This is a genomic window from Methanobrevibacter sp. TMH8 (assembly GCF_020148105.1).
Classification (GTDB): domain Archaea; phylum Methanobacteriota; class Methanobacteria; order Methanobacteriales; family Methanobacteriaceae; genus Methanobinarius.
Window position 1 is genome coordinate 1 of the sequence record NZ_JAHLZE010000038.1, and the last position, 20,131, is coordinate 20,131.

Consider the following 20,131-nt stretch of genomic DNA (forward strand, 5'->3'; position numbering starts at 1 on the left):
TTGATTAATAGAATCATCTTTCAAAACCATAAAAAACACAACCTAACAAATAATATTTCTTAAATATAGATTGTACTTCCTACTATATAAATTTAAAGGAAAAATAAAAGAAAAAAGAAAAAAAATTATGAGTCACCCTCAAAAAATAATAAAAAAGAAATAAAAAGAATAAAAAGAATAAAATTAATGAAAAATAAATAAGAATAAAGGAATAATTAAAGAAATAAATAATAAATAATGTTTAAAAGATTTATAAAAGAAGCTAATTAAAATGAAAGGTCAGATATTCTTTTCATTGCTTTTTTAGTGTTTTCTAATGTATTAAATGCAGTTAATCTTAAATAACCCTCACCACTAGGTCCAAAACCTGCACCAGGTGTTCCAACTACATTTGTTTCATTAAGAAGGAAGTCAAAGAATTCCCAGGAATCCATATTTTTTGGTGTTTTAACCCAAATATAAGGAGAATTAATCCCACCATAAACATCTAAACCTATTTTAGATAAACTTTCCCTAATTATTTTTGCATTTTTCATATAATAATCAATATTTTCTTCAAGTTCTCTTTTTCCATCTTTACTATAAGTAGCTTCAGCTGCTCTTTGAACTGGATAAGAAACACCATTAAATTTTGTGGTTTGCCTTCTATTCCACAGTTTATTAACAGATTGAGGATTATTCTCACTGTCAAAGGCTTTAAGTTCTTTTGGAACAATAGTATAGGCACATCTAGCCCCTGTAAATCCAGCAGTTTTTGAAAAACTTCTAAATTCAATAGCTACTTCTTTTGCACCTTCAATTTCATAAATACTATGAGGAACATTGTTTTCAGTAATAAACCTTTCATAAGCTGCATCAAAAAGGATTAATGCATTATTTTCTTTTGCATAATCAATGAATTTAGCTAATTGATCTTTAGTAAGTGTAGTTCCTGTAGGATTATTTGGAAAACAAAGATAAATAATATCAACATTTTCTTTTGGTAATTCTGGGACAAAATCATTTTCTTTTGTGCATGGAAGATAAATTAATCCTTCATACATTCCTTTATCATTAATATTACCTGTTCTACCAGCCATAACATTAGTATCTACATAAACTGGATAGACAGGATCAGTAACAGCAACTTTATTATCTAACCCAAATATTTCTTGAATATTACCAGTGTCACATTTTGACCCATCACTAATAAAAACTTCATCTACAGATAAATCTATTCCAAGAGGTTCAAAATCATTTTTTATTATAGCTTCAGCTAAAAATGAGTATCCTTGTTCAGGACCATAACCCATAAAAGTTTTTTCATCACCCATTTCATCAACAGCATTTTTAAATGCTTTTATAACAGTAGAAGTTAGGGGTTTTGTTACATCTCCAATACCCATACGAATAATATCGCTATTAGGATTCTTTTCTTGGAATTCTTCAACTCTTCTTGCAATCTCAATAAATAGATAGCTATTTTCTAATAAAAGATAGTTTTCATTAATTTTTACAGACAAAAATTTCACCATTCCTAGTTATATAATTATATTTATCTTATATATTTATCTTATTTATGTTTATATTTATCCCATATTTATGTTTATATTATCTTAAATTATATATTAAATTAATATCTAATTATAACAATTTAAAATTGATATAAAATAGATATAGGCTTAATTAAATACTAATATAAAATTATTTAAAATATCAATTCAAATAATGTAAAATTTCTATTCATTGGTAATATATAATATTGTATATAATAAATTTTGTTATTATATTATATATCAATAATAAATTTAACATGAAAAATTATTAAAATGAAAAAGCTTTAATATTTAGCAATATAAAAATAAGAAACATAAATAAGTTAAGTATTTATAAATGGAATTAAATATTTATTAACAATATAAAATTAAAATTGATGATAAAATGAACCCAATAACACTCCCAATAATTATTACAATTGTTGTAGTTGGAATAATAGCTATTGTACTAGTTAAATTATTTTATAAAGATAAAAAGGCTTCAGATTTGTCAGGTGAATTACCCCCAATTGTTGGAAATCACTGGCAAGAATCATTTGATAAAAAACACGACGATTCCGATGAATTGGAGAATTACAGGTTTGTTACAAAGTCTTGGGAAGAGCCAATGAGTAAACAGCAAAAATTAAACAATGGAGTTGCTAGTAAAGTATTCCAAGAACCTATGCATACAAAACATCAAGATATAATAAGCAATGAATATCAAAAAGAAGATAAATACACAGATATAGAAAGTGGCATTAATAAAAATAATGAAAATTCTAATGGAAGCATACATTTTGATGGATTTTCTGAAGATGGAAGTATTATAAATAATGATTTTGAAAGAAATAAAGAAAATAATTATGAATATGACAATTATAATGATAATTACAACAATGAAAGAGATTTAAATAATATTGAGGAGAATACTCATTTTGAAGATGATGGAAACTTTACAATAAGAAAAGGCTATCCTAATCAAAGAGAAAATGATTACAATAATAGTGAATATATAACTCCTAAAAAATATTACTCACCTAATGATTATGATAATTATGAAGATTATAATCAAAATGATAATATAAACAATGAAAATAATTATAACTTAGATAATAATACAAATTATTCTGATCCATATAATGCTACTAATGATTCATATAATAAATATGATAATGATTTAGATTCTTTCAACTCTAAAGATTCATCTGAAAATTATAATGAAAATAATTCTTTAAATAATATTGGAGGTATGATGAATATGGAAGAACAAATTATTGTTGGAGGAAGACCTCAAACTATAAAAGTTGGAGATGATATAATATTCAACTTTAATGGTGAATCTTATTCTAGCAAAATATTAGAAATTAAACACGAAAATATAAGAGTTAAATATAGGGCTCAAGAAAAATGGATAAACTTTTCAGATATTAGAAAAGTACTCTAATTTAAATAAAATCACAAATATAAAAACTTGAATAAAAAATAACTAAGAATTAACTAATAATAAAATTAAAAATTAGTTTAATAATAGCTTTTTCAATAATCTTCTAAATCTTTTAAATTTTCTAAATAAAATTAAGAAATAAAATATAAAAAAGAAAATATAAAATAAAAAAATTTCATTTATTTGTGGGCAAAATAAAATACTAGTTCATTATTTGATATCTCATCAAGCCTAGCAAATCCAAATCTCTCAAATTGTACAATATCCCCAATTTTAAGATCTTTACAACTTGCTTCACATACTCCTTCAACTATAGAAGCGTCACTCATGACTATTTTTGCTTTAATATTATCATTAGCTGGAACCCATTGAATTATTCTTGCCTTTTTTTCTCTTGCTTCTTCAAAGGACTTACTATCATAGCTAATATTATTGGATTTAATATTAATATTTACAGCATCCATTAATCGAGTAATTCCATCATTTAAATCATCAGAAGGGATATATACTTCACCATCAAATACGAGTTTTCTATTGCCCCTATCTAAATAATCAGGATGTAATGGCCTTTCAATAGTTTCTGGAAGATTTAAATCGTCACTAAAACTGTTTTTATCTGAATTTTCACTTAGATTATCATTTAAATTATCATTTAAACTTTCAGTTAAATTAACTATCTCTATTTTTTTAGGATTAGGAACAAAGAAATAACGATTAGCTTTTTCTTCTAAGATGTTTCTATTTAAACCATAAATCTTTTTCCAGCTAATAGCTGAATCAGACATTTTTACTCCAATTTCAATCATTAAATCATGAAGAGTTTTAGCTTGAATTCCTCTTCTAGCTATGGCTCGAAGAGTTCCAAGTCGTGGATCATCCCAACCACTGTATTCTCCAGTTTCAATTCCATTTAATGCTTTTGAAGTACTAAGAGCAATATCTTCCATTTTTAATCTACCATAATGGATAAATTTAGGAATATCCCACCCCATATGTTCATATAGGTATTTTTGCTTTTCACTATTAGCTAAATGATCTTTTCCTCTTAAAACATGAGACATCCCCATTAAATGATCATCAATAGCTACAGAAAAGTTCATCATAGGATAAATTCTATATTTTGTTCCAATTCTAGGATGTTCTTCATCAACAATTCTCATAGCTACCCAATCACGAATAGCAGGATTCTTATGATTTATATCTGTTTTTACACGAAGAACTGCTTGACCAGATTTCATAGTAGGAAATTCTTTCCAAAGTTCCATATTTTCTTCTGGAGAATTTCCTCTACATGGACAAGATTCACATTCATCTTTAAGTTTCTTAAAATCTCCACCATCACAAGTACACATATATGCAGCCCCGATTTTAATTAATTTTTCTGCATATTCATAGTATATTGGAAATCTATCACTTTGATAATAAATTTCATTAAATTCAATACCTAACCAGTGAAGATCTTCTGGAATCATATCATAAGCAGGAGGATAAATCCGTTTTGGATCTGTATCTTCAATACGAAGAATCAACTTCCCATTATATCTCTTTACATATTCTGCATTGGGAACAGCAGCTCTTGCATGACCAATATGAAGAGGTCCACTTGGATTAGGTGCAAACCTCATAACAATCCCATCATGACTTCCAGGTAAATCAGTTAAACCTTTTTCTTTATTATTAGATTTTTCTTTTGATTTTTGATCATTTAAATCAACACCAAGTTTAGTTATTTCAGATTCTTGTTCCTCAAGGCTCATTTGATTAACTTTTGCAACTAGTTTTCCAGAAATAGGACCTATTTTTTTTGCATCCTTCCTAAGATCTGGTTCACTACTCATAATAGCCCCCATAACAGCTCCAGGATTCCCATTCCCCTTATGTTTTATTGCATTTAAAAGTGCATATTTATAGATTGTTTTTTCTAACTCGTCCATATAATCACATAAATAATATTAATTTATTTAGCATAATAATTTATTCTACAATCAAATATAAATAGTTGATAGTAATTTGTAACATTTAATAGAAATGACTAAAGAATATAATAAGTCAAATATCTAAAAATCAAAAAGAAAAAGAATAATAATTAAAAAAAACAAATAAAAATATATCCATTATTATAATTAATTGATTAATAATAATAAAATATTAGGGAAGAGATAAAATGTCAGACGAAAAAAAGGTTTTGAAACATATAAAAAAGAGAATAGACAAATATTCTGAAAAAGATAAAAAGATAACAGTCACAAATGAAGTAAATTTAGAAATATCTCAATTTTATCAAGAAGATGATGGTACAATCGAACTAACTTCAAAGTCATTGAAAATTAAAGATAATGATATTACTTATGAAATATTTTCCAATGGAATTGTACTAAAGATCGAAGAACATTCAAAAGAAGCTTATGGTGCAACACATACCAAGCCTCATTGTACACCAAATTTATAAAATTTAAGTTTTTTCGAGTATATATTTTTTATTTTCTTTTTTATATATTTTATTTTCTTTTTTATTAAATTTTAGTTATTATATTCATTTATTACAATTTATTTTTATATTTTATTTATTACAATTTATTGTTAAAATTTATTTATTATATTCCTTTATTACATTTTATTTATTACAATTTATTTTTTATTAGGTATTTTTTATTTCATTATTTTTTTATTTTTATTTCTATATTATTCTTAATTTTGTTTCAAAGGCTAATTTTCATTATTATATATTTTATAAAAAAAATTATATTCCTCTTACTTTATTGCACGCCATATATTGTTTATATTAATATCTATAATTTCATCTAAAGAATATTCCGGCAATCCCACCCAAAGTTCTGTATATCCTTTAATAATTGAAAAAATAAAAATTGCAACTTCTTCTGAATTAACATTACCTATTTCATTATTTTCTATTGCTTCATCAATTAATTCCTTAAAAAAAAGAAGCATACTCTCATTTAATTTATTAAACTTCTCTCGGTATTCAGGATACTGATGATAAATGCTATTGAACATTAAATGATAATTTTTATAATTAATAGGTTCCTTTGTTATTTTAACCTGAGATTCTTCTTTAATATTTATGCCTATACTATAATAAAAAATGAATTTTAATTTTTCAATAAATGAACCACTTACATTTTTCATAATTTCATTATTATAATCAACAATATTTAAAATATATTTATCTATCATTTGAGAAAGTATATCGTCTTTATCAGTAAAATAATGATATATAGAACTAGCAGACATTCCACACTCTTCTTTAATTTGCTTTATAGATACATTAGCATAACCATATTTAAGTGATAATAAAAACGTTGTTTCAAGAATTTTATCTTTAGTATTCATTTAAAAAAGCTCCAAATATATTTTAATTATAATTTTTAATTTAATTATAATAGCATAATTATAAGTATAAAATATAAAATATAATATCCCTCATAATAAACAAATTATATTAAGTTAAAGTATAATTTTAAACTTTATATAATTTTATATATTTTTATTGTATTTTTATTATAGTTTTATTATAATTCAATAAATATTATTACAAAATATAGTTTTGATGTAATTTATATAAATATAATATATTTCTACCCCCTAATTGAAATTTAAAATTTATGATATATCATCATAATATACAAAAGAGTAACAAATAAAAAAATATTTATAGTTAATTGTTTTAAGAGAAAAGATTAAACAGAAAAAAATAAGATCACAGGGGGGGTGAATATGTTTATTATAAACGTTTAAACTTTACTCTAAGGCCCAATCAAAAAAAACAGGAAAAAAACTATAATATAATTATATTTATTTTAACTTGTTTTTAATTTGAAACGAATATTCATTCCAAAAACCATAGCCTGGTTATTAATTGTATGGCATACTATATAAATATTTCCATGAAAAAAATAATTTGATTATTATATTTACTAATACTATTTATTTTTATTATAAAACAAGTTTAGTAGTATTAAAATCTTGAAAACAAAACAGATGAAAATTTAAATCTAAGTTTATAACTAGATTTATATCTAAATTTATATCTAAGTTTATATCTAAGTTTATATCTAAATTTAAATATTAATTTAAATTTGGAAATATAATTAAAACCCAAATAAAAATGGTTTATAGAATGGTATAAAAATATAATTAAAAAAATTAAATAGTTATTCAATGCCAAAATATAATTAAGGATTAAAATTAAAAGGATTTATCTCAATAGCACCATCACCATCGAAAACTTCACATTCATTATCTCCTTTTAATGTTAAAAGTTGAATTAAATTTTCAACAGCTGCTTCAGAATTATTATTTAACTTTTTGTGTTCTAATTCTTTTTTAAACCCTATTGAAAGCCTTTGAATTTGTACTCCTATTAAAACATCTATCAAATCACCAGTTGATAGTTCACTTACTACTAAATCTTTAATTGTTTCAATCTGAGCATTGTTAATACCATTATCTACATCATCAATATTTACTTTTAATAATTTTTCTATAATATCTAATTCTTCAGTCAATTTAACACCTATCCCCAATTTTTCATATATTATGAAAATTTTTCATTTTTCTATTAATTTTATACTAATATTATCTTAAATAAAAATATTTTTTATATATATATTTTTTATATATATTTTATAATAATTTTATAAAAATTTATAAAAAATTATAAAAACTTATAGAGGTTTATAAAAATTTTAATTTTTTCTTTGGAGGACAAAATCTGCAATTAAAGAAAGAGTGTATTTAGCTTCAGAGTCTGGTAAAACTTCAAGCAGTTCTTTAGCTTTTTTAACATTGGCAAGAGCAACGTCTTGAGCATATTGAATAGAACCATATTTCTCAAAAATTTCCATTGCTTCATCAATATATACCTGTTCACAATTGCCACTTTCATTACCAATCTTCAAAATTTCTATAAGACGATTCTTATCTTCCTCATTAGCATTATTTAAAGCATTAACAACTATTATAGTCATTTTTCCTTCAGCTATATCACTGCCTACAGGTTTTCCAAGAGAATCAACATCACTTACAAGATCAAGGTAATCATCTTGAATTTGGAAAGCTAATCCTATAAGTTTACCATAATCATACATAGCTGAAACTGTCTTTGCATCAGCTCCACCCATAATAGCCCCTGATTCAGTAGCAGCTGCTATCAATGCACCTGTTTTTTTGAATATCATTTCTAAATATTCTTCTTCATTGACATCAAAGTTTCCTTCAAACCCCATATCCTGAGCTTGACCTTCACATATCTTTACACAAGCATCAGCAACTGTAGATAACGTGCGATTAACACGATTTAAACATTCTTCGGGGTTGTTTGAATTAATTTCATCTTTAGATTTAATAACTAATTCATAAGCTTTTGAAAACAAAGTGTCTCCAGCTAATATAGCTACAGGTTCTCCCCAAACTTTATGAACAGAAGGTTTTCCACGTCTCATATCGTCTTTATCCATAATATCATCATGAATAAGTGAAAATGTATGAATTAATTCTATAGCAGCTGCTGCCTTTATAGAACTTGTAATAGTTCCACCAACAGACTCACTAACTAAAACAGTTAATGAAGGTCTTAACATTTTTCCACCTGCTTTAGTTAGATAAATTGAAGCTTCACGAAGATCTTCTGGACCAATTGATGAAAGAGCATCCTCGATTTCTTTAGTAATATCTTTAGAATATTGTCCTAATATTTTACTTACTTCCTCATTAATATTTGACATGAAATACCTCCATAATAATAAATATATTATAATATATCAGAATAATAATAATCACTAAAAAAATAATCACTAATTAGTCACTAATAACCTAATCACTTAGTATTATACATTAAAATAGTTAATTATTAAAATAGTTAATTATTATATTAAAATTATAAAAAGAATTTAAGAAAATCCTCCGTTAAATACTTGTGCTTGACCATTTCTCAAAATATGAACATTATTACCAATTCTATATCCTTCTTCTTCAGCTAATTCCCCATATGCAGATAACATTGCTAATTCTCCGTGAGCAGGAATTATATGCATTGGTTTAAGCATTCTAAGGAAATCTCTATGATCTTCTCTTCCAGCATGCCCAGATACATGAGCATTGGAATAAATTCTTGCCCCACTTGAAATTAGCCTACGTTCCATCATGTGCCGATTAGCTTTATTTGTAGGGTTTGGAATAATTGGAGCTGATATAATGACATTATCTCCAGGACGTACAGTAAATGGAGTTCTTCCACTAGCTATTCTTGGAAGTAATGCATCCACTTCCCCTTGATGCCCAGTTGTAACTAATAAAAAGTCTTCTCTATTATCTTCTGCCCGTGTAAGTGCTTTTGTAACAGCTTTTGGACTTCCATAAACACTAGCATTATCAGGCAAATCTAAAATTCCAAAATTCTCAGCAATTCCACAATATCGTTCCATAGATCTTCCTAAAAACAATATTTGCCTATCACTAGTCTTAGCAATGTCCGCTATAGCTTGAATCCTTTCAACATGAGAAGAAAAAGTTGTGACAATCATTCCTGCTTTTTCTTTAAGAGGTTGCTTCATTAAATCTTCTAATATTATTTTAGCTACTCTTTCAGAATAAGTTTTAACTTCATTGAATTCATTCGCCCTAGTTGTCTCAACAATAAGTGATAGAACTCCTTGTTTACCTAATTCTCTTAATCTATTATAATCAGGAGGAGGAGATATTTTTTGATGGTTATCAAATTTGAAATCATTTGCATAAACAACTATTCCCTCCGGAGTGTGAAGCGTAGGTAAAACAGCTTGTGGGATACTGTGAGTAGATTGAACAAATTCTAATGTTATATCTTTAGAAAGCTTTAGCTTACCTCCAGGATTAAGAGTTTTAAGAGGATTTGAAACAGAAAACTTCCTTTCTCCTTTAATTGTCCTTTCAATAAGTGCTATTGTATAAGGAGTAGCTATTATTGGAGCATCATATCTATGAGCCAACTTAGCTACAGCACCTATGTGATCAAGATGTCCGTGAGAAAAGACAATAGCTTTAACTTTTCCATCAACATCCTTCATTAGAGTATCATCAGGAATTACCCCTCTTTCAATTAAATCCAGACTATGCATCCTATCAATATCCGTATCCTCATGAATACTTATTCTATCAAGATGTATTCCCATATCAAAAATGATTACTTCTTCACCTACCTTTACAGCAGTCATGTTTTTTCCGACTTCTTCATATCCACCAATTGCAATAACTTCTACAGTCAAATTATTTCCTCCTTGAATAAATTTTTGTGTTAAAATCCCTTTCCTCAAGCCAATCTTTAGTTTCGCCTTTAATAACTAAATTAGAATTTTTTAATTCTTCTAAATTCTTAGCACCAACTAAAAACATAGCTATCTTCAAAGAATCATTAAATCTTTTAATAAAATTAATTATTTCATTTCTACCAATAAATGCATCTTTCAAAATTGGTAATGCTATTCCAACAGAATCTGCTCCAAGTGCAATAGCTTTTGCCGCATCTAATCCAGAGCGAATTCCTCCTGATGAAATAATTGGAATATTAATTGAATTTGAGAGTTCCACAGTACTAACTGCAGTTGGAATTCCCCAATCCCAAAAAAGCTCACCTAAATACCTATCTTTAGCACGGTAAGTTTCAACAGCTGCCCAACTAGTTCCTCCAGCTCCAGCAACATCAATAAATTCTACTCCTATATTTTCTAAAATTTTAGCTTCTTCAGTAGCAATTCCAGTCCCAGTTTCTTTTACCATAATTGGAAAATCAACCATATTCACAATATTTTCAATAGCAGAGACATAACCATTTGCATCAGTATCTCCTCCAGGTTGAATTGACTCTTGAAGAACATTAAGATGAATAGCTAGAATATCTGCATCTATCATATCTACAGCTTTTTTAGCAAAATCCTTAGATTTATCATTATCTCCAATAATTTGAGGAGCACCAATATTTCCAATCAAAAGAGTATTTGGAGCATTTTCTCTGGCTACTTTATAAGTATCTACAAGATCATTATTTTCAATAGCCGCTCTTTGGCTACCAAGACCAAGACCAATTTTTTCACTTTCTGCAGCAACAGCTAATTCTTTATTAATTTGTAAAGCTGATGGATGACCTCCAGTAATAGCAGTTATAAATAATGGAGATTCTAATTTTTTTCCAAAAACATTAGTAGATATATCAATATCTTCTTTAGATATTTCTGGCAAGGCATTATGGATTAATTCAATATCCTCAAATCCTGTCTTCTTATTTTTATACTGAACATCATAGTGTTTACATATTAGAAGATGTTCTAATTTTCTATCTGAAATCATTTTATTTTCCTTATTTTTAATTATTAATTAAATTATTAATTAGATTATTAAATTATAAATTGAATTATAAATTGGATTATTTTTATTTTATCAAATAATATTTTTTAATAATTAGGTTAATTTTGTTTAATTATTGTTCCTTTAACTTTTTTTCTTTCTAAAGCATTTAATATTGCATTAGGTTCATTTGCATCGATAATTTTTGATTCAATACCAATATTAGCCAATTCTAAAAGTTCTTTAATTTTTCCAATCATACCACCAGTAACATCAATATTAGTTGTTGAATCTAGCTCTTCTATTTCATCTAATGAGCTAAGTTTAGGAATATGAACTGCATCATCATATTTATTAGGATTTTTAGTAAAAACACCAGCTACATCAGTTCCTAAAATAACTTCTTTTTTTGATTTTGAAGTGTTAATTTTCAAGTTCTTAGCTATGAATTGAAGTATTTGGTCTCCTGATAAAACAGCTATATTAAGATCATCATCAAGAACAACATCCCCATAAATTACTGGAACAAAACCTTCTTTCAAATATCTTTCTATTAAATCAAGATTAAAATTATTTATCCTTTTATTTTTAGTAGTTATAAATGATGAAGCTTGTATAGATACACAAGGTATCCCATGGTTAATAAATACTTCACAAATAAGTGTGTTAAGTTTTTTAACACAAAGTTGTGTTTTTGAAAATCCAATCCTTTTTTCAGGATATTGATCCATTGTAAAAGATTCACCAATACCATATTTTTTTGCTGGAGGATGTCCAAAAGAACCTGCTCCATGAATAATAACTAATTTTTTAGATAATTCCCCATATAATAAATCATTTTCAGTATTTTGTGTATTTTCAGCATTTTTACCACTTTCAGCATTTTCAGGGTTTTCAGTTGATTTATTAGTAAGAGCAATCTTTATTTCATTAGCTATCCTATTTAAATTATTATAATTAACTTCAGGATTTTTTAAGTCTTTTTTAGTTAGTATACTTCCACCAAGCTTTAAAATTATCATTTTAACCCCAAGTTATTATATCATTTTTAATTAATTTTATTGCAACTATTTATTGCGATTATTCATATTGTGATTATTATATTATAATATATTGTAATTATTTATTTGTAATTATTCATATTTTGATTATTATCTTATAATCAGTTATATTATTTATATAGAAATTTATTAATTGATTAATTGTTATAATAATATTTACTTTACAAAAACTCCATTTTTTGAAAAGTTAAGCTTTATAGCATTATCATAGTAGTTCAGAGCATTGAAAACTTTATCTTGATTACGTGGACAACAAGCGATAATACTACCTCCACCACCGGCACCTGTAATTTTTGAACCTGAAGCTCCTGCTTTTCTTGCAAGATAAACCATTCTAGACAATTCATTAGTATTTACACCAATAGAATCTAATAAACCTTGATTTATATTCATTAGTTCACCTAATCTATATTCTCTCCCCTGAACAATAGATAACTTAGCTTCATCAGTTATATTACCCATAGTTTTTATAATAGAATTTATGATTTTTGGATTTCTTTGCTTCAAAGATTTTACAGATTTGACCATTCTCCCAGTATTTCCTCTTTTTGAAGTATAACCTATAACAAATGAAGATTTAAGATTGGTATTCAATCTATCTATATTTTTATCTCTTGAAAGGTATATTAATCCTCCAAAAGTACTAACTCTAGTATCAAGAGGGCTTGCCACTCCTTGAACATTAATTTCAACCTCATGAGCTTTTTGAGCAAGAGAAAACTTGTCAAATTTCTTTCCATGATATTTAAAAAGTGCTGCAAGAGTAGATACAGTTACAGCTGCTGAAGATCCTAGTCCAGACCCAATAGGAATATCTAATGATAAATCAACCTCTATAGGACTATGATCATGATATTTAGATAAAATTTCAAGTATATAATTTATTATGCCAGGTTTTCCTTTTTTTAAAGTATATTTTTTAGCTATAGTATCTAATTCTGCTTCAAAACCTAAATCATCAGATTTAAAAATAGAAACATCAACTGGAGATTCTCTCAATTTTATAGTGGCTCTTTTATTCACTGCCCCTGCGATAGCTGGTTCTCCATAAACAACTGCATGTTCTCCAAATAAAATTGTTTTACCCGGAGCTGAAGCCATAGTTTCCATTTTTTACACCAATAATATTAATTAATATAATCCTATACAATATTAAATCTTATACAATGATAAATATTATACAATGAAAAATTTTATATAATTAAGAATTTAATTCAATCTGATAAAATATAATTAAATACTAAATAACCTAACAAATATGAAATAACCCAATATAATCTAATGAAATAACAGAATAATCTATAATCATTTAACAGATTTATTATTATTATAATATAACAATTACAATAATACTTACATTATACAATCTAACAACCTAAATATCTTATTATAATATATAATAATATTTTTAATCTTTATTTTCAGATAAAAACTTAGATATGAGTCTTAAAAACCTAATTACTCGAGAATAACAATCAATTAAGTAAACATAAAGATTAATCAACAAAAATAGCTGAACAATATCCAACAACAGAACTTAAATCTCCTGAAATATCTCCACTAGTTGCATATTTTAAAACTTCCCCTTTTTTTGCACCCAGATCTCTTGATGCTCTAATTGTTGATATAGTAGGACCATAACCACACATTGTAATTCTATGAGTTTTTATTGAATTTAAAAGAGCAGATTCATCCATATTATTTATTGCATCTAATATAAACTTATCTTTCTTTTCAGCAATAGATTTAGGTTCATAATGAGTTAAATCAGTACTAGCAATTATTGAAATAGATCTTTTCAATTTTTTTGCAGTTTTAACAATAGAATCAGCTATATCCTCTGAAGTTTCCATATCTTGCATCCACATAACAATTGGAACTATCTTAAAATCATTTGAAAAATATTGTAAAAATGGTAAATGGACTTCACAGCTATGTTCTTTAACATGAGCAGATGTATCAGAATCAATGAAGTTTGAATTTAAAACCATGTTTTTTGCAAACTCTTCATCAATTTCAACATCCCCTAAAGGAGTATTCCATTTGCCTTTATCAAATATTGATATTCCAGTACCTAAACCTGTATGATTAGGACATAATATTATAAATGTTTCAGGATATCCATTTTCAACTATACTATAATAAGCATGGGCAGCTATAGGTCCAGAATAAACATATCCTGCATGAGGAACAACAGATCCATAAACATTTAGATATTGGGAATTAGATCTATCATTATTTTGAAATTGATCGAAATTCCTTGAAATTCCTAACTTAGGAATGTTTCCAGGCCCTAATTTGTGTTTGAAACATGATTCTATGTTTCTCTTCAACTTTTCAGGATTACTATCATAAAATAGTCCTGCCACAGCTGGTTTTCTTATCATAATTTATTATATGTTTTTTAAATTTAATAAATTTATTTATAATATAATAATATCTATGAAAGATTGAACTTGTTAATTAAATATATTATATTAATTAAATCTATAATATCAAAGTACATCAAAGTACATCAAGTATCAAAGTACATCAAAGTACATCAAAGTTCAATAATTCAACAAATTATAGTTTAATAAATTAATTTAATAAATACATATTAAAATTATGTAAACCTAATGTAAATATAGATAATCTAAAATTTAAGTTCAAAGTCTGTTGCATCCATTGTAAGACTTTCGTCTTCACCAATGATTCCTTTTTCTCTTAAGATTTGTCTAGCTAATAACCAGTAAACTAAAGCTATAGCTTTTCTTCCTTTATTATTAACAGGAATAGCTAAATCTACAGTACTAAGCAAGTTTTCAGTATCACATAAAGCTACAACAGGAACACCAATCTGTTTGGATTCTATAATAGCTTGTGAATCAGATCTTGGGTCAGTTACAACAATTACTTTAGGTTCAATGAACTTAGAATAATTAGGATTAGTTAATGTTCCTGGAATAAATCTTCCAGGAATGGATTTACAACCAGTTACTTCTCCAAATTTCTTAACTGGAGCTTGACCATATTGTCTTGTAGCTACTACAAGAATATCTTCTGGATCATATTTAGCTAAAAATTTAGCAACTTCAATAATTCTATCATTAGTTTTACTTATATCTAATACATATAATCCATCTGAACGTATACGGAATATATATTTTTCCATATCATGAGTTTTTTGTTGAGTTCCGATGTGTAAACCTGCTGCTAAGTATTCTTCTAATGGTATTAAAAGTTCTGACAATGTATCACCTTTATTATCTTAATATATTTAATATTATTAATTAAATTTAAATCTTTAATTGATTAATTTTAATTTAAATTTTTAGTTTGAATTTTATATAATTACTATAATTATTTTTTATTTTGCTTATAATTTCGTTTATATGATTTATATGATTAATCTAATCATCATCTTCAACATTTACACATTCTTGAGGACAAACATCCATACAAACTTCACATAAGCTACAGTCCTCAGGATTTTTTATAACTATTTTATCTCCTTCAAGGACTAAAACTTCCATAGGACAAACATCTGCGCATTCTCCGCAGTCTCCACCATCACATTTATCATAGTCAACACTTACATTTGCCATAATATCTCCTTCTTAATTTTAAACAATATCAATTTTCATTATAATTTATATAATTTATATATTTTTATAAAATATTATAAAAAGTTATAAAATCTTATAAAGTCTTATAATTAATTTTATAATTAATTTATTAAGTTATTATTTTAGAATTTTATTAATATAAAATGATTTTAATCAAATTTATCTAATTTAGCCATTACAGGATTAGATAATTCTTCTTCTATACGGATTAATTCATTTAATTTAGCTATTCTTTCTCCACCTAAAGCACCAGTTTTTATCAAAGGAGCTCCAAATGCTACAGCTAGATGAGCAATAGTTTCATCAGTAGTTTCACCAGATCTGTGAGAAACAACAGGTGCAACATCATTTTCTTTAGCTAATTTAACTGTTGCATAGGTTTCAGATAAAGAACCAATTTGATTAGGTTTTATTATAATTGCATTAGCTGCATTCATTTCAATTCCTTTTGATAATATTTCTTTATTTGTAACAAATAAATCATCACCACAAATAAGACATTTATCACCAATAAGAGAATTTAACTGTGCAAAACCATCAAAATCGGCTTCATCAAATGGATCTTCAACATAAATCATTCCATAAGTTTCAATAATATCTTTAACAAATTCAATTTGGTCTCCAGTATCTCTAGAAACGTTATCCTGAGAATAAACATATTTTTCTTCTTTCTCATTCCAAAATTCAGAAGCAGCCATATCAAGTGCTGGTTTAATAGCTATTCCCAATTCATTACCAACTTCTTCACAAGCTTGAGCTTGAATTTCTAAAGCATCAATATTAGTTACATTAGGAACCCATCCACCTTCATCTCCTTTACCACCAGTGAAAAGAGAGTCTTTAGCTTGAATAAGTTCTTTTAATTTTTTATGTACTGAAGTATTTGCAAAAACAGCATCAGTAATATTTTGAGCTCCAACAGGAACAATTAAAAATTCTTGAATATCTGGAGCATGCTTACCTGCATGAGCTCCTCCATTCATCATATTTCCAAGAGGATATGGAATCTCATTAACAAGATTTCCTCCTAAATATTTGTAAAGTGGTAAATTATATGAAGCTGCAGCTGCTTTAGCTACTGCCATTGATACAGCTACAGTAGTATTTCCACCAATAGATGCATAATTATCAGTACCATCAATTTCTTTTAAAACAAGATCTATATCATTAAGATCTTCAGCATCCATACCAATAAGTTCTGAAGATATTAAATCTTCAACTTCACTAATTATCTTATTTACTCCACCTTCTGGAAAAGCAACAACTTCACGAGATCCAGTACTAGCACCACTAGGAGCTGCAGCTCGTCCAAAACCATTCCAAGTAAGAATATCGACTTCCACAGTAGGATTTCCCCTACTATCTAAAATTTTTCTAACACGAACATCTTCTATAACACTATCCAAAAAAACACCCCAAAAAGCGTTTAATTAAATTTATATAAATATAAATTTATTTATTTTATATATTGATTATTTATAAATTAATTTCTATAATATCTATTATCCATTATTGATTATTTTGATTCATTAACTTTACCTCTAGCAGATAATGAATATATTATCAATAAATTATATCGGTTGGTAATTATTATATTATTATACATCTATAACATAGTATATTAATCATATAAAGAATTTAGCAAGATTATACTATAATAATATATTAATATGCTATATTATTATATTATAATATTTTATACTAGTTTTTACATGAGTTAAGTTTAATATAAACAGGAATAATAAATATTATACCCCTATCATCATATCAACCTAATAATATGTTTTAATTTGTAATAATAGTTAAATTTGTTCCTAATTCTAACCATATGTCTATAATGAGATTAAAAATCTTTTAAAAATAGAGGTTGATTTATAGATTAATATAGTCTGATTAACAACTTATTATAAATAATTATTTAAACATTTCCTTTTCATTAATTAATATTACACAATTTTAAATTTAATTTTAAACTTAAATTACAAACTTGACTTCAAAACTTGACTTTCAAATTTGACTTTTAAATTTGACTTTTAAATTTAATTTTAAATGTTTTTAAATTTAGTTTTCTAAATTAACTTTCTAAATTTAACTTTTAAGTTCTCTTTTTTTAACATCCAATGGTAAAACTTTATTTTCAAGTTCCAAAGCAGCTATATCAATTGGATCAATAGATTCAGATACTTTAACTAAAGGTTTAGCACCCATAGAAAGTTGAAGAGCTCTTGCTCCAAGAATTCTAGCTTTTTCAAATCTTGTTAACTTATTTGTAGCCATTTTATATCTCCATAATTCAATAATATGTTAAAAGACATAAAAACCCATATTCAAACATTATTCCCATGTTTCAACATGAGTAATTAACATTCTCCTACAACAGTATCTTTTAAGACCCATATCATCAAGAATAGCTTTTGAATCTTCACCATCAGCCATTCTACTGTTATATTCATCAAAATATGCAGAAACAGGCTTTCCACAGCTTATACATCGTATAGGAATCATATTAAATCATCATTTCCTTTTCATTAATTAAATAAATTTATAAATAATAATTTTATTATAAATTGCTTTATTATAAAATTAATTTAATATAAAATTAATCTATTATAAAATTATTTTAAATTATAATATTATTTATAAAACATATATTGATATTTATAAAATTATATATTTATAAAATTGCATATTTATAAAATTGTATATTTAAATTATATATTTTAAAGTATATTAATAATTTCCAAGTTGATAAAAAACAGCTTAAAAATCTATTAATAATATGTTTTAAAAAATATAAAAAGTTTATCGATTCACCGATAACTTTTTTGTTTACGAGCTCTTGCTCCAGGACCACCATATTTTTTAGGTTCTGAACGTCTTGGATCTCCTACTAACATTGTCCTATCATATTGAACAAATTTTTCTTTTAAATCCATGTCGTTAGTCCATTGAACTAATCCTTTTGCAATTACCATTCGAGCAGCTTCTGCTTGACCCATAACTCCTCCACCAATAACTTTAACATTGATATCAACATCATTAGCTAAATCTCCAGCTAAAGTTAATGGTTCATTTAATTTTAATCTAGCAAGTTCTGGGGAGTATAATTCAATTGGGCGTTTGTTTATTCTAACTCTACCTTTACCTTCTTGAACAGTACCACGAGCAATAGCTGTCTTACGTTTTCCACTAGTGTGAACAACTTTTTTCATAAAAACACGTCCTATAATAAAAACTTTTAATCAATACAACTAATCAAATAATTAACTAATTAATAATTAAAGTAACTAGCTAATTAGAATTTAGCTCCTAAAAGTTTTGAAATTTCTCCTAATTCTATTCCTTTTTTAATATTATTATATTCTGCATCAGGTAATTTAGATGTTTCTATTTCTTTAAATTCTTTAGGAATTCCAACATAAGCTTTTAATCCTTTAAATGCTGTTTTTCCTTTAGATTTTTTAATAGGTAACATCCCCCTTACAGTTCTTCTAAATATTTCTTCAGGTCTTCTTGGGTATTTTGGTCCCATATCCCTTGGATTAGAAATACTTGCTCTATCAAGTCTTTGCTTGTATTTAGCATAAGCCCAATCTTTTGAACCAGTGAGCATTATTTTCTCAGCATTGAGAACAACAATTTCTTCACCTTCAAGAAGTTTTTTACTTGTTAAACTAGCAAGTCTTCCTAAAATATGTCCTTCTCCATCAATAATCATTAATAACACCTTATAATTATTTAAATGTAGTATATATCTAAATGATAGATTGATTATTCTACAATCTTTATATTACTACCTTTAGGATTTTTTTCGATTATTTCACTGATAGAAATGCATTCTCCACCAGATCCTTCGATTTTCTCTCTAGCTGTTTTTGAAAAGTTTAAAGCTGCAATACTAACTTTATGGTCAAGTTGACCATTAGATAAAACTTTACCAGGAACAAGAACAGTTTGATTTTCTTCTGAGACTCTATTGATATCAGATAAGTTAACCTCTGCTTGTCTTCTTGTTGATCGTTCTAATCTATGTGCAACATCTTTCCAAATAGCTACCTCTTCATTGTAAGATTTATCTTTAAGATTTTTTATAAGTCCAGTGAGGTTAGGATTTGTCTTGATAACTCTTCTAGCCATTTGTCTTCTCTCCTTTCTCCTCTAATT

At 26.3% G+C, this 20,131-nt stretch carries 20 protein-coding genes; 2 read left to right on the top strand and 18 right to left on the bottom strand.

The genetic code is table 11. The features are described 5' to 3' along the window. Window positions 1-266 precede the first annotated feature (266 nt). Window positions 267-1,502, bottom strand: a complete 1,236-nt coding sequence (locus KQY27_RS08350) for an LL-diaminopimelate aminotransferase (RefSeq protein WP_224426125.1) — start codon at window positions 1,500-1,502, stop codon at window positions 267-269. A gap of 418 nt (window positions 1,503-1,920) precedes the next feature. On the opposite strand from KQY27_RS08350, the gene KQY27_RS08355 reads away from it, so the two are divergent. Next, complete coding sequence (locus tag KQY27_RS08355; RefSeq protein WP_224426126.1) at window positions 1,921-2,961, top strand: hypothetical protein; 1,041 nt, start codon at window positions 1,921-1,923, stop codon at window positions 2,959-2,961. A 179-nt stretch (window positions 2,962-3,140) separates the two neighbouring features. Here KQY27_RS08355 and KQY27_RS08360 read toward each other — a convergent pair whose 3' ends face one another. Next, a complete protein-coding gene (locus KQY27_RS08360; protein ID WP_224426127.1) occupies window positions 3,141-4,895 on the bottom strand; it encodes a glutamate--tRNA ligase in 1,755 nt (584 codons plus the stop codon). 230 nt (window positions 4,896-5,125) lie between these two features. On the opposite strand from KQY27_RS08360, the gene KQY27_RS08365 reads away from it, so the two are divergent. Further along, window positions 5,126-5,410 carry a hypothetical protein gene (locus KQY27_RS08365; protein ID WP_224426128.1) on the top strand — a complete coding sequence of 95 codons (285 nt, stop codon included), beginning with the start codon at window positions 5,126-5,128 and terminating at the stop codon, window positions 5,408-5,410. A 302-nt stretch (window positions 5,411-5,712) separates the two neighbouring features. Here KQY27_RS08365 and KQY27_RS08370 read toward each other — a convergent pair whose 3' ends face one another. From KQY27_RS08370 to KQY27_RS08445, 16 genes are all read right to left on the bottom strand, one after another. Continuing rightward, window positions 5,713-6,312 carry a TetR/AcrR family transcriptional regulator gene (locus tag KQY27_RS08370; protein ID WP_224426129.1) on the bottom strand — a complete coding sequence of 200 codons (600 nt, stop codon included), beginning with the start codon at window positions 6,310-6,312 and terminating at the stop codon, window positions 5,713-5,715. A gap of 842 nt (window positions 6,313-7,154) precedes the next feature. Then, window positions 7,155-7,487 (bottom strand): hypothetical protein, encoded by a 333-nt coding sequence (locus tag KQY27_RS08375; protein ID WP_224426130.1) that lies wholly within the window; start codon window positions 7,485-7,487, stop codon window positions 7,155-7,157. 180 nt (window positions 7,488-7,667) lie between these two features. Next, complete coding sequence (idsA, locus tag KQY27_RS08380; protein WP_224426131.1) at window positions 7,668-8,705, bottom strand: short chain isoprenyl diphosphate synthase IdsA; 1,038 nt, start codon at window positions 8,703-8,705, stop codon at window positions 7,668-7,670. Between the two features lie 165 nt (window positions 8,706-8,870). Then, entirely contained in the window at window positions 8,871-10,223 is a 1,353-nt protein-coding gene (locus KQY27_RS08385) for an RNase J family beta-CASP ribonuclease (protein ID WP_224426132.1), read from the bottom strand. Window position 10,224: 1 nt separating this feature from the next. After that, the gene (gene fni / locus KQY27_RS08390; RefSeq protein WP_224426133.1) at window positions 10,225-11,301 is read right to left on the bottom strand and encodes a type 2 isopentenyl-diphosphate Delta-isomerase; all 1,077 of its coding nucleotides are present in this window, start codon (window positions 11,299-11,301) and stop codon (window positions 10,225-10,227) included. Window positions 11,302-11,417: 116 nt separating this feature from the next. After that, window positions 11,418-12,320 carry an isopentenyl phosphate kinase gene (locus KQY27_RS08395; RefSeq protein WP_224426134.1) on the bottom strand — a complete coding sequence of 301 codons (903 nt, stop codon included), beginning with the start codon at window positions 12,318-12,320 and terminating at the stop codon, window positions 11,418-11,420. A gap of 195 nt (window positions 12,321-12,515) precedes the next feature. Then, window positions 12,516-13,469, bottom strand: a complete 954-nt coding sequence (mvk, locus tag KQY27_RS08400) for a mevalonate kinase (RefSeq protein WP_224426135.1) — start codon at window positions 13,467-13,469, stop codon at window positions 12,516-12,518. Window positions 13,470-13,855: 386 nt separating this feature from the next. Beyond that, on the bottom strand, window positions 13,856-14,746 hold the full coding sequence (gene amrB / locus KQY27_RS08405) for an AmmeMemoRadiSam system protein B (RefSeq protein ID WP_224426136.1): 891 nt from the start codon (window positions 14,744-14,746) through the stop codon (window positions 13,856-13,858). Between the two features lie 248 nt (window positions 14,747-14,994). Next, the gene (rpsB, locus tag KQY27_RS08410) at window positions 14,995-15,591 is read right to left on the bottom strand and encodes a 30S ribosomal protein S2 (RefSeq protein WP_224426137.1); all 597 of its coding nucleotides are present in this window, start codon (window positions 15,589-15,591) and stop codon (window positions 14,995-14,997) included. 160 nt (window positions 15,592-15,751) lie between these two features. Next, window positions 15,752-15,946, bottom strand: a complete 195-nt coding sequence (locus KQY27_RS08415; RefSeq protein ID WP_224426138.1) for a 4Fe-4S dicluster domain-containing protein — start codon at window positions 15,944-15,946, stop codon at window positions 15,752-15,754. Window positions 15,947-16,116: 170 nt separating this feature from the next. Continuing rightward, a complete protein-coding gene (eno, locus tag KQY27_RS08420) occupies window positions 16,117-17,373 on the bottom strand; it encodes a phosphopyruvate hydratase (RefSeq protein WP_224426139.1) in 1,257 nt (418 codons plus the stop codon). A 682-nt stretch (window positions 17,374-18,055) separates the two neighbouring features. After that, window positions 18,056-18,244 carry a DNA-directed RNA polymerase subunit K gene (locus KQY27_RS08425; protein WP_224426140.1) on the bottom strand — a complete coding sequence of 63 codons (189 nt, stop codon included), beginning with the start codon at window positions 18,242-18,244 and terminating at the stop codon, window positions 18,056-18,058. Between the two features lie 57 nt (window positions 18,245-18,301). Beyond that, window positions 18,302-18,472, bottom strand: coding sequence for a DNA-directed RNA polymerase subunit N (locus KQY27_RS08430; protein ID WP_224426141.1), 171 nt, complete (start codon window positions 18,470-18,472; stop codon window positions 18,302-18,304). Between the two features lie 305 nt (window positions 18,473-18,777). Then, entirely contained in the window at window positions 18,778-19,179 is a 402-nt protein-coding gene (locus KQY27_RS08435; protein ID WP_224426142.1) for a 30S ribosomal protein S9, read from the bottom strand. 83 nt (window positions 19,180-19,262) lie between these two features. Beyond that, a complete protein-coding gene (locus tag KQY27_RS08440; RefSeq protein WP_224426143.1) occupies window positions 19,263-19,685 on the bottom strand; it encodes a 50S ribosomal protein L13 in 423 nt (140 codons plus the stop codon). A gap of 53 nt (window positions 19,686-19,738) precedes the next feature. Beyond that, a complete protein-coding gene (locus KQY27_RS08445) occupies window positions 19,739-20,104 on the bottom strand; it encodes a 50S ribosomal protein L18e (protein ID WP_224426144.1) in 366 nt (121 codons plus the stop codon). Window positions 20,105-20,131 lie beyond the last annotated feature (27 nt).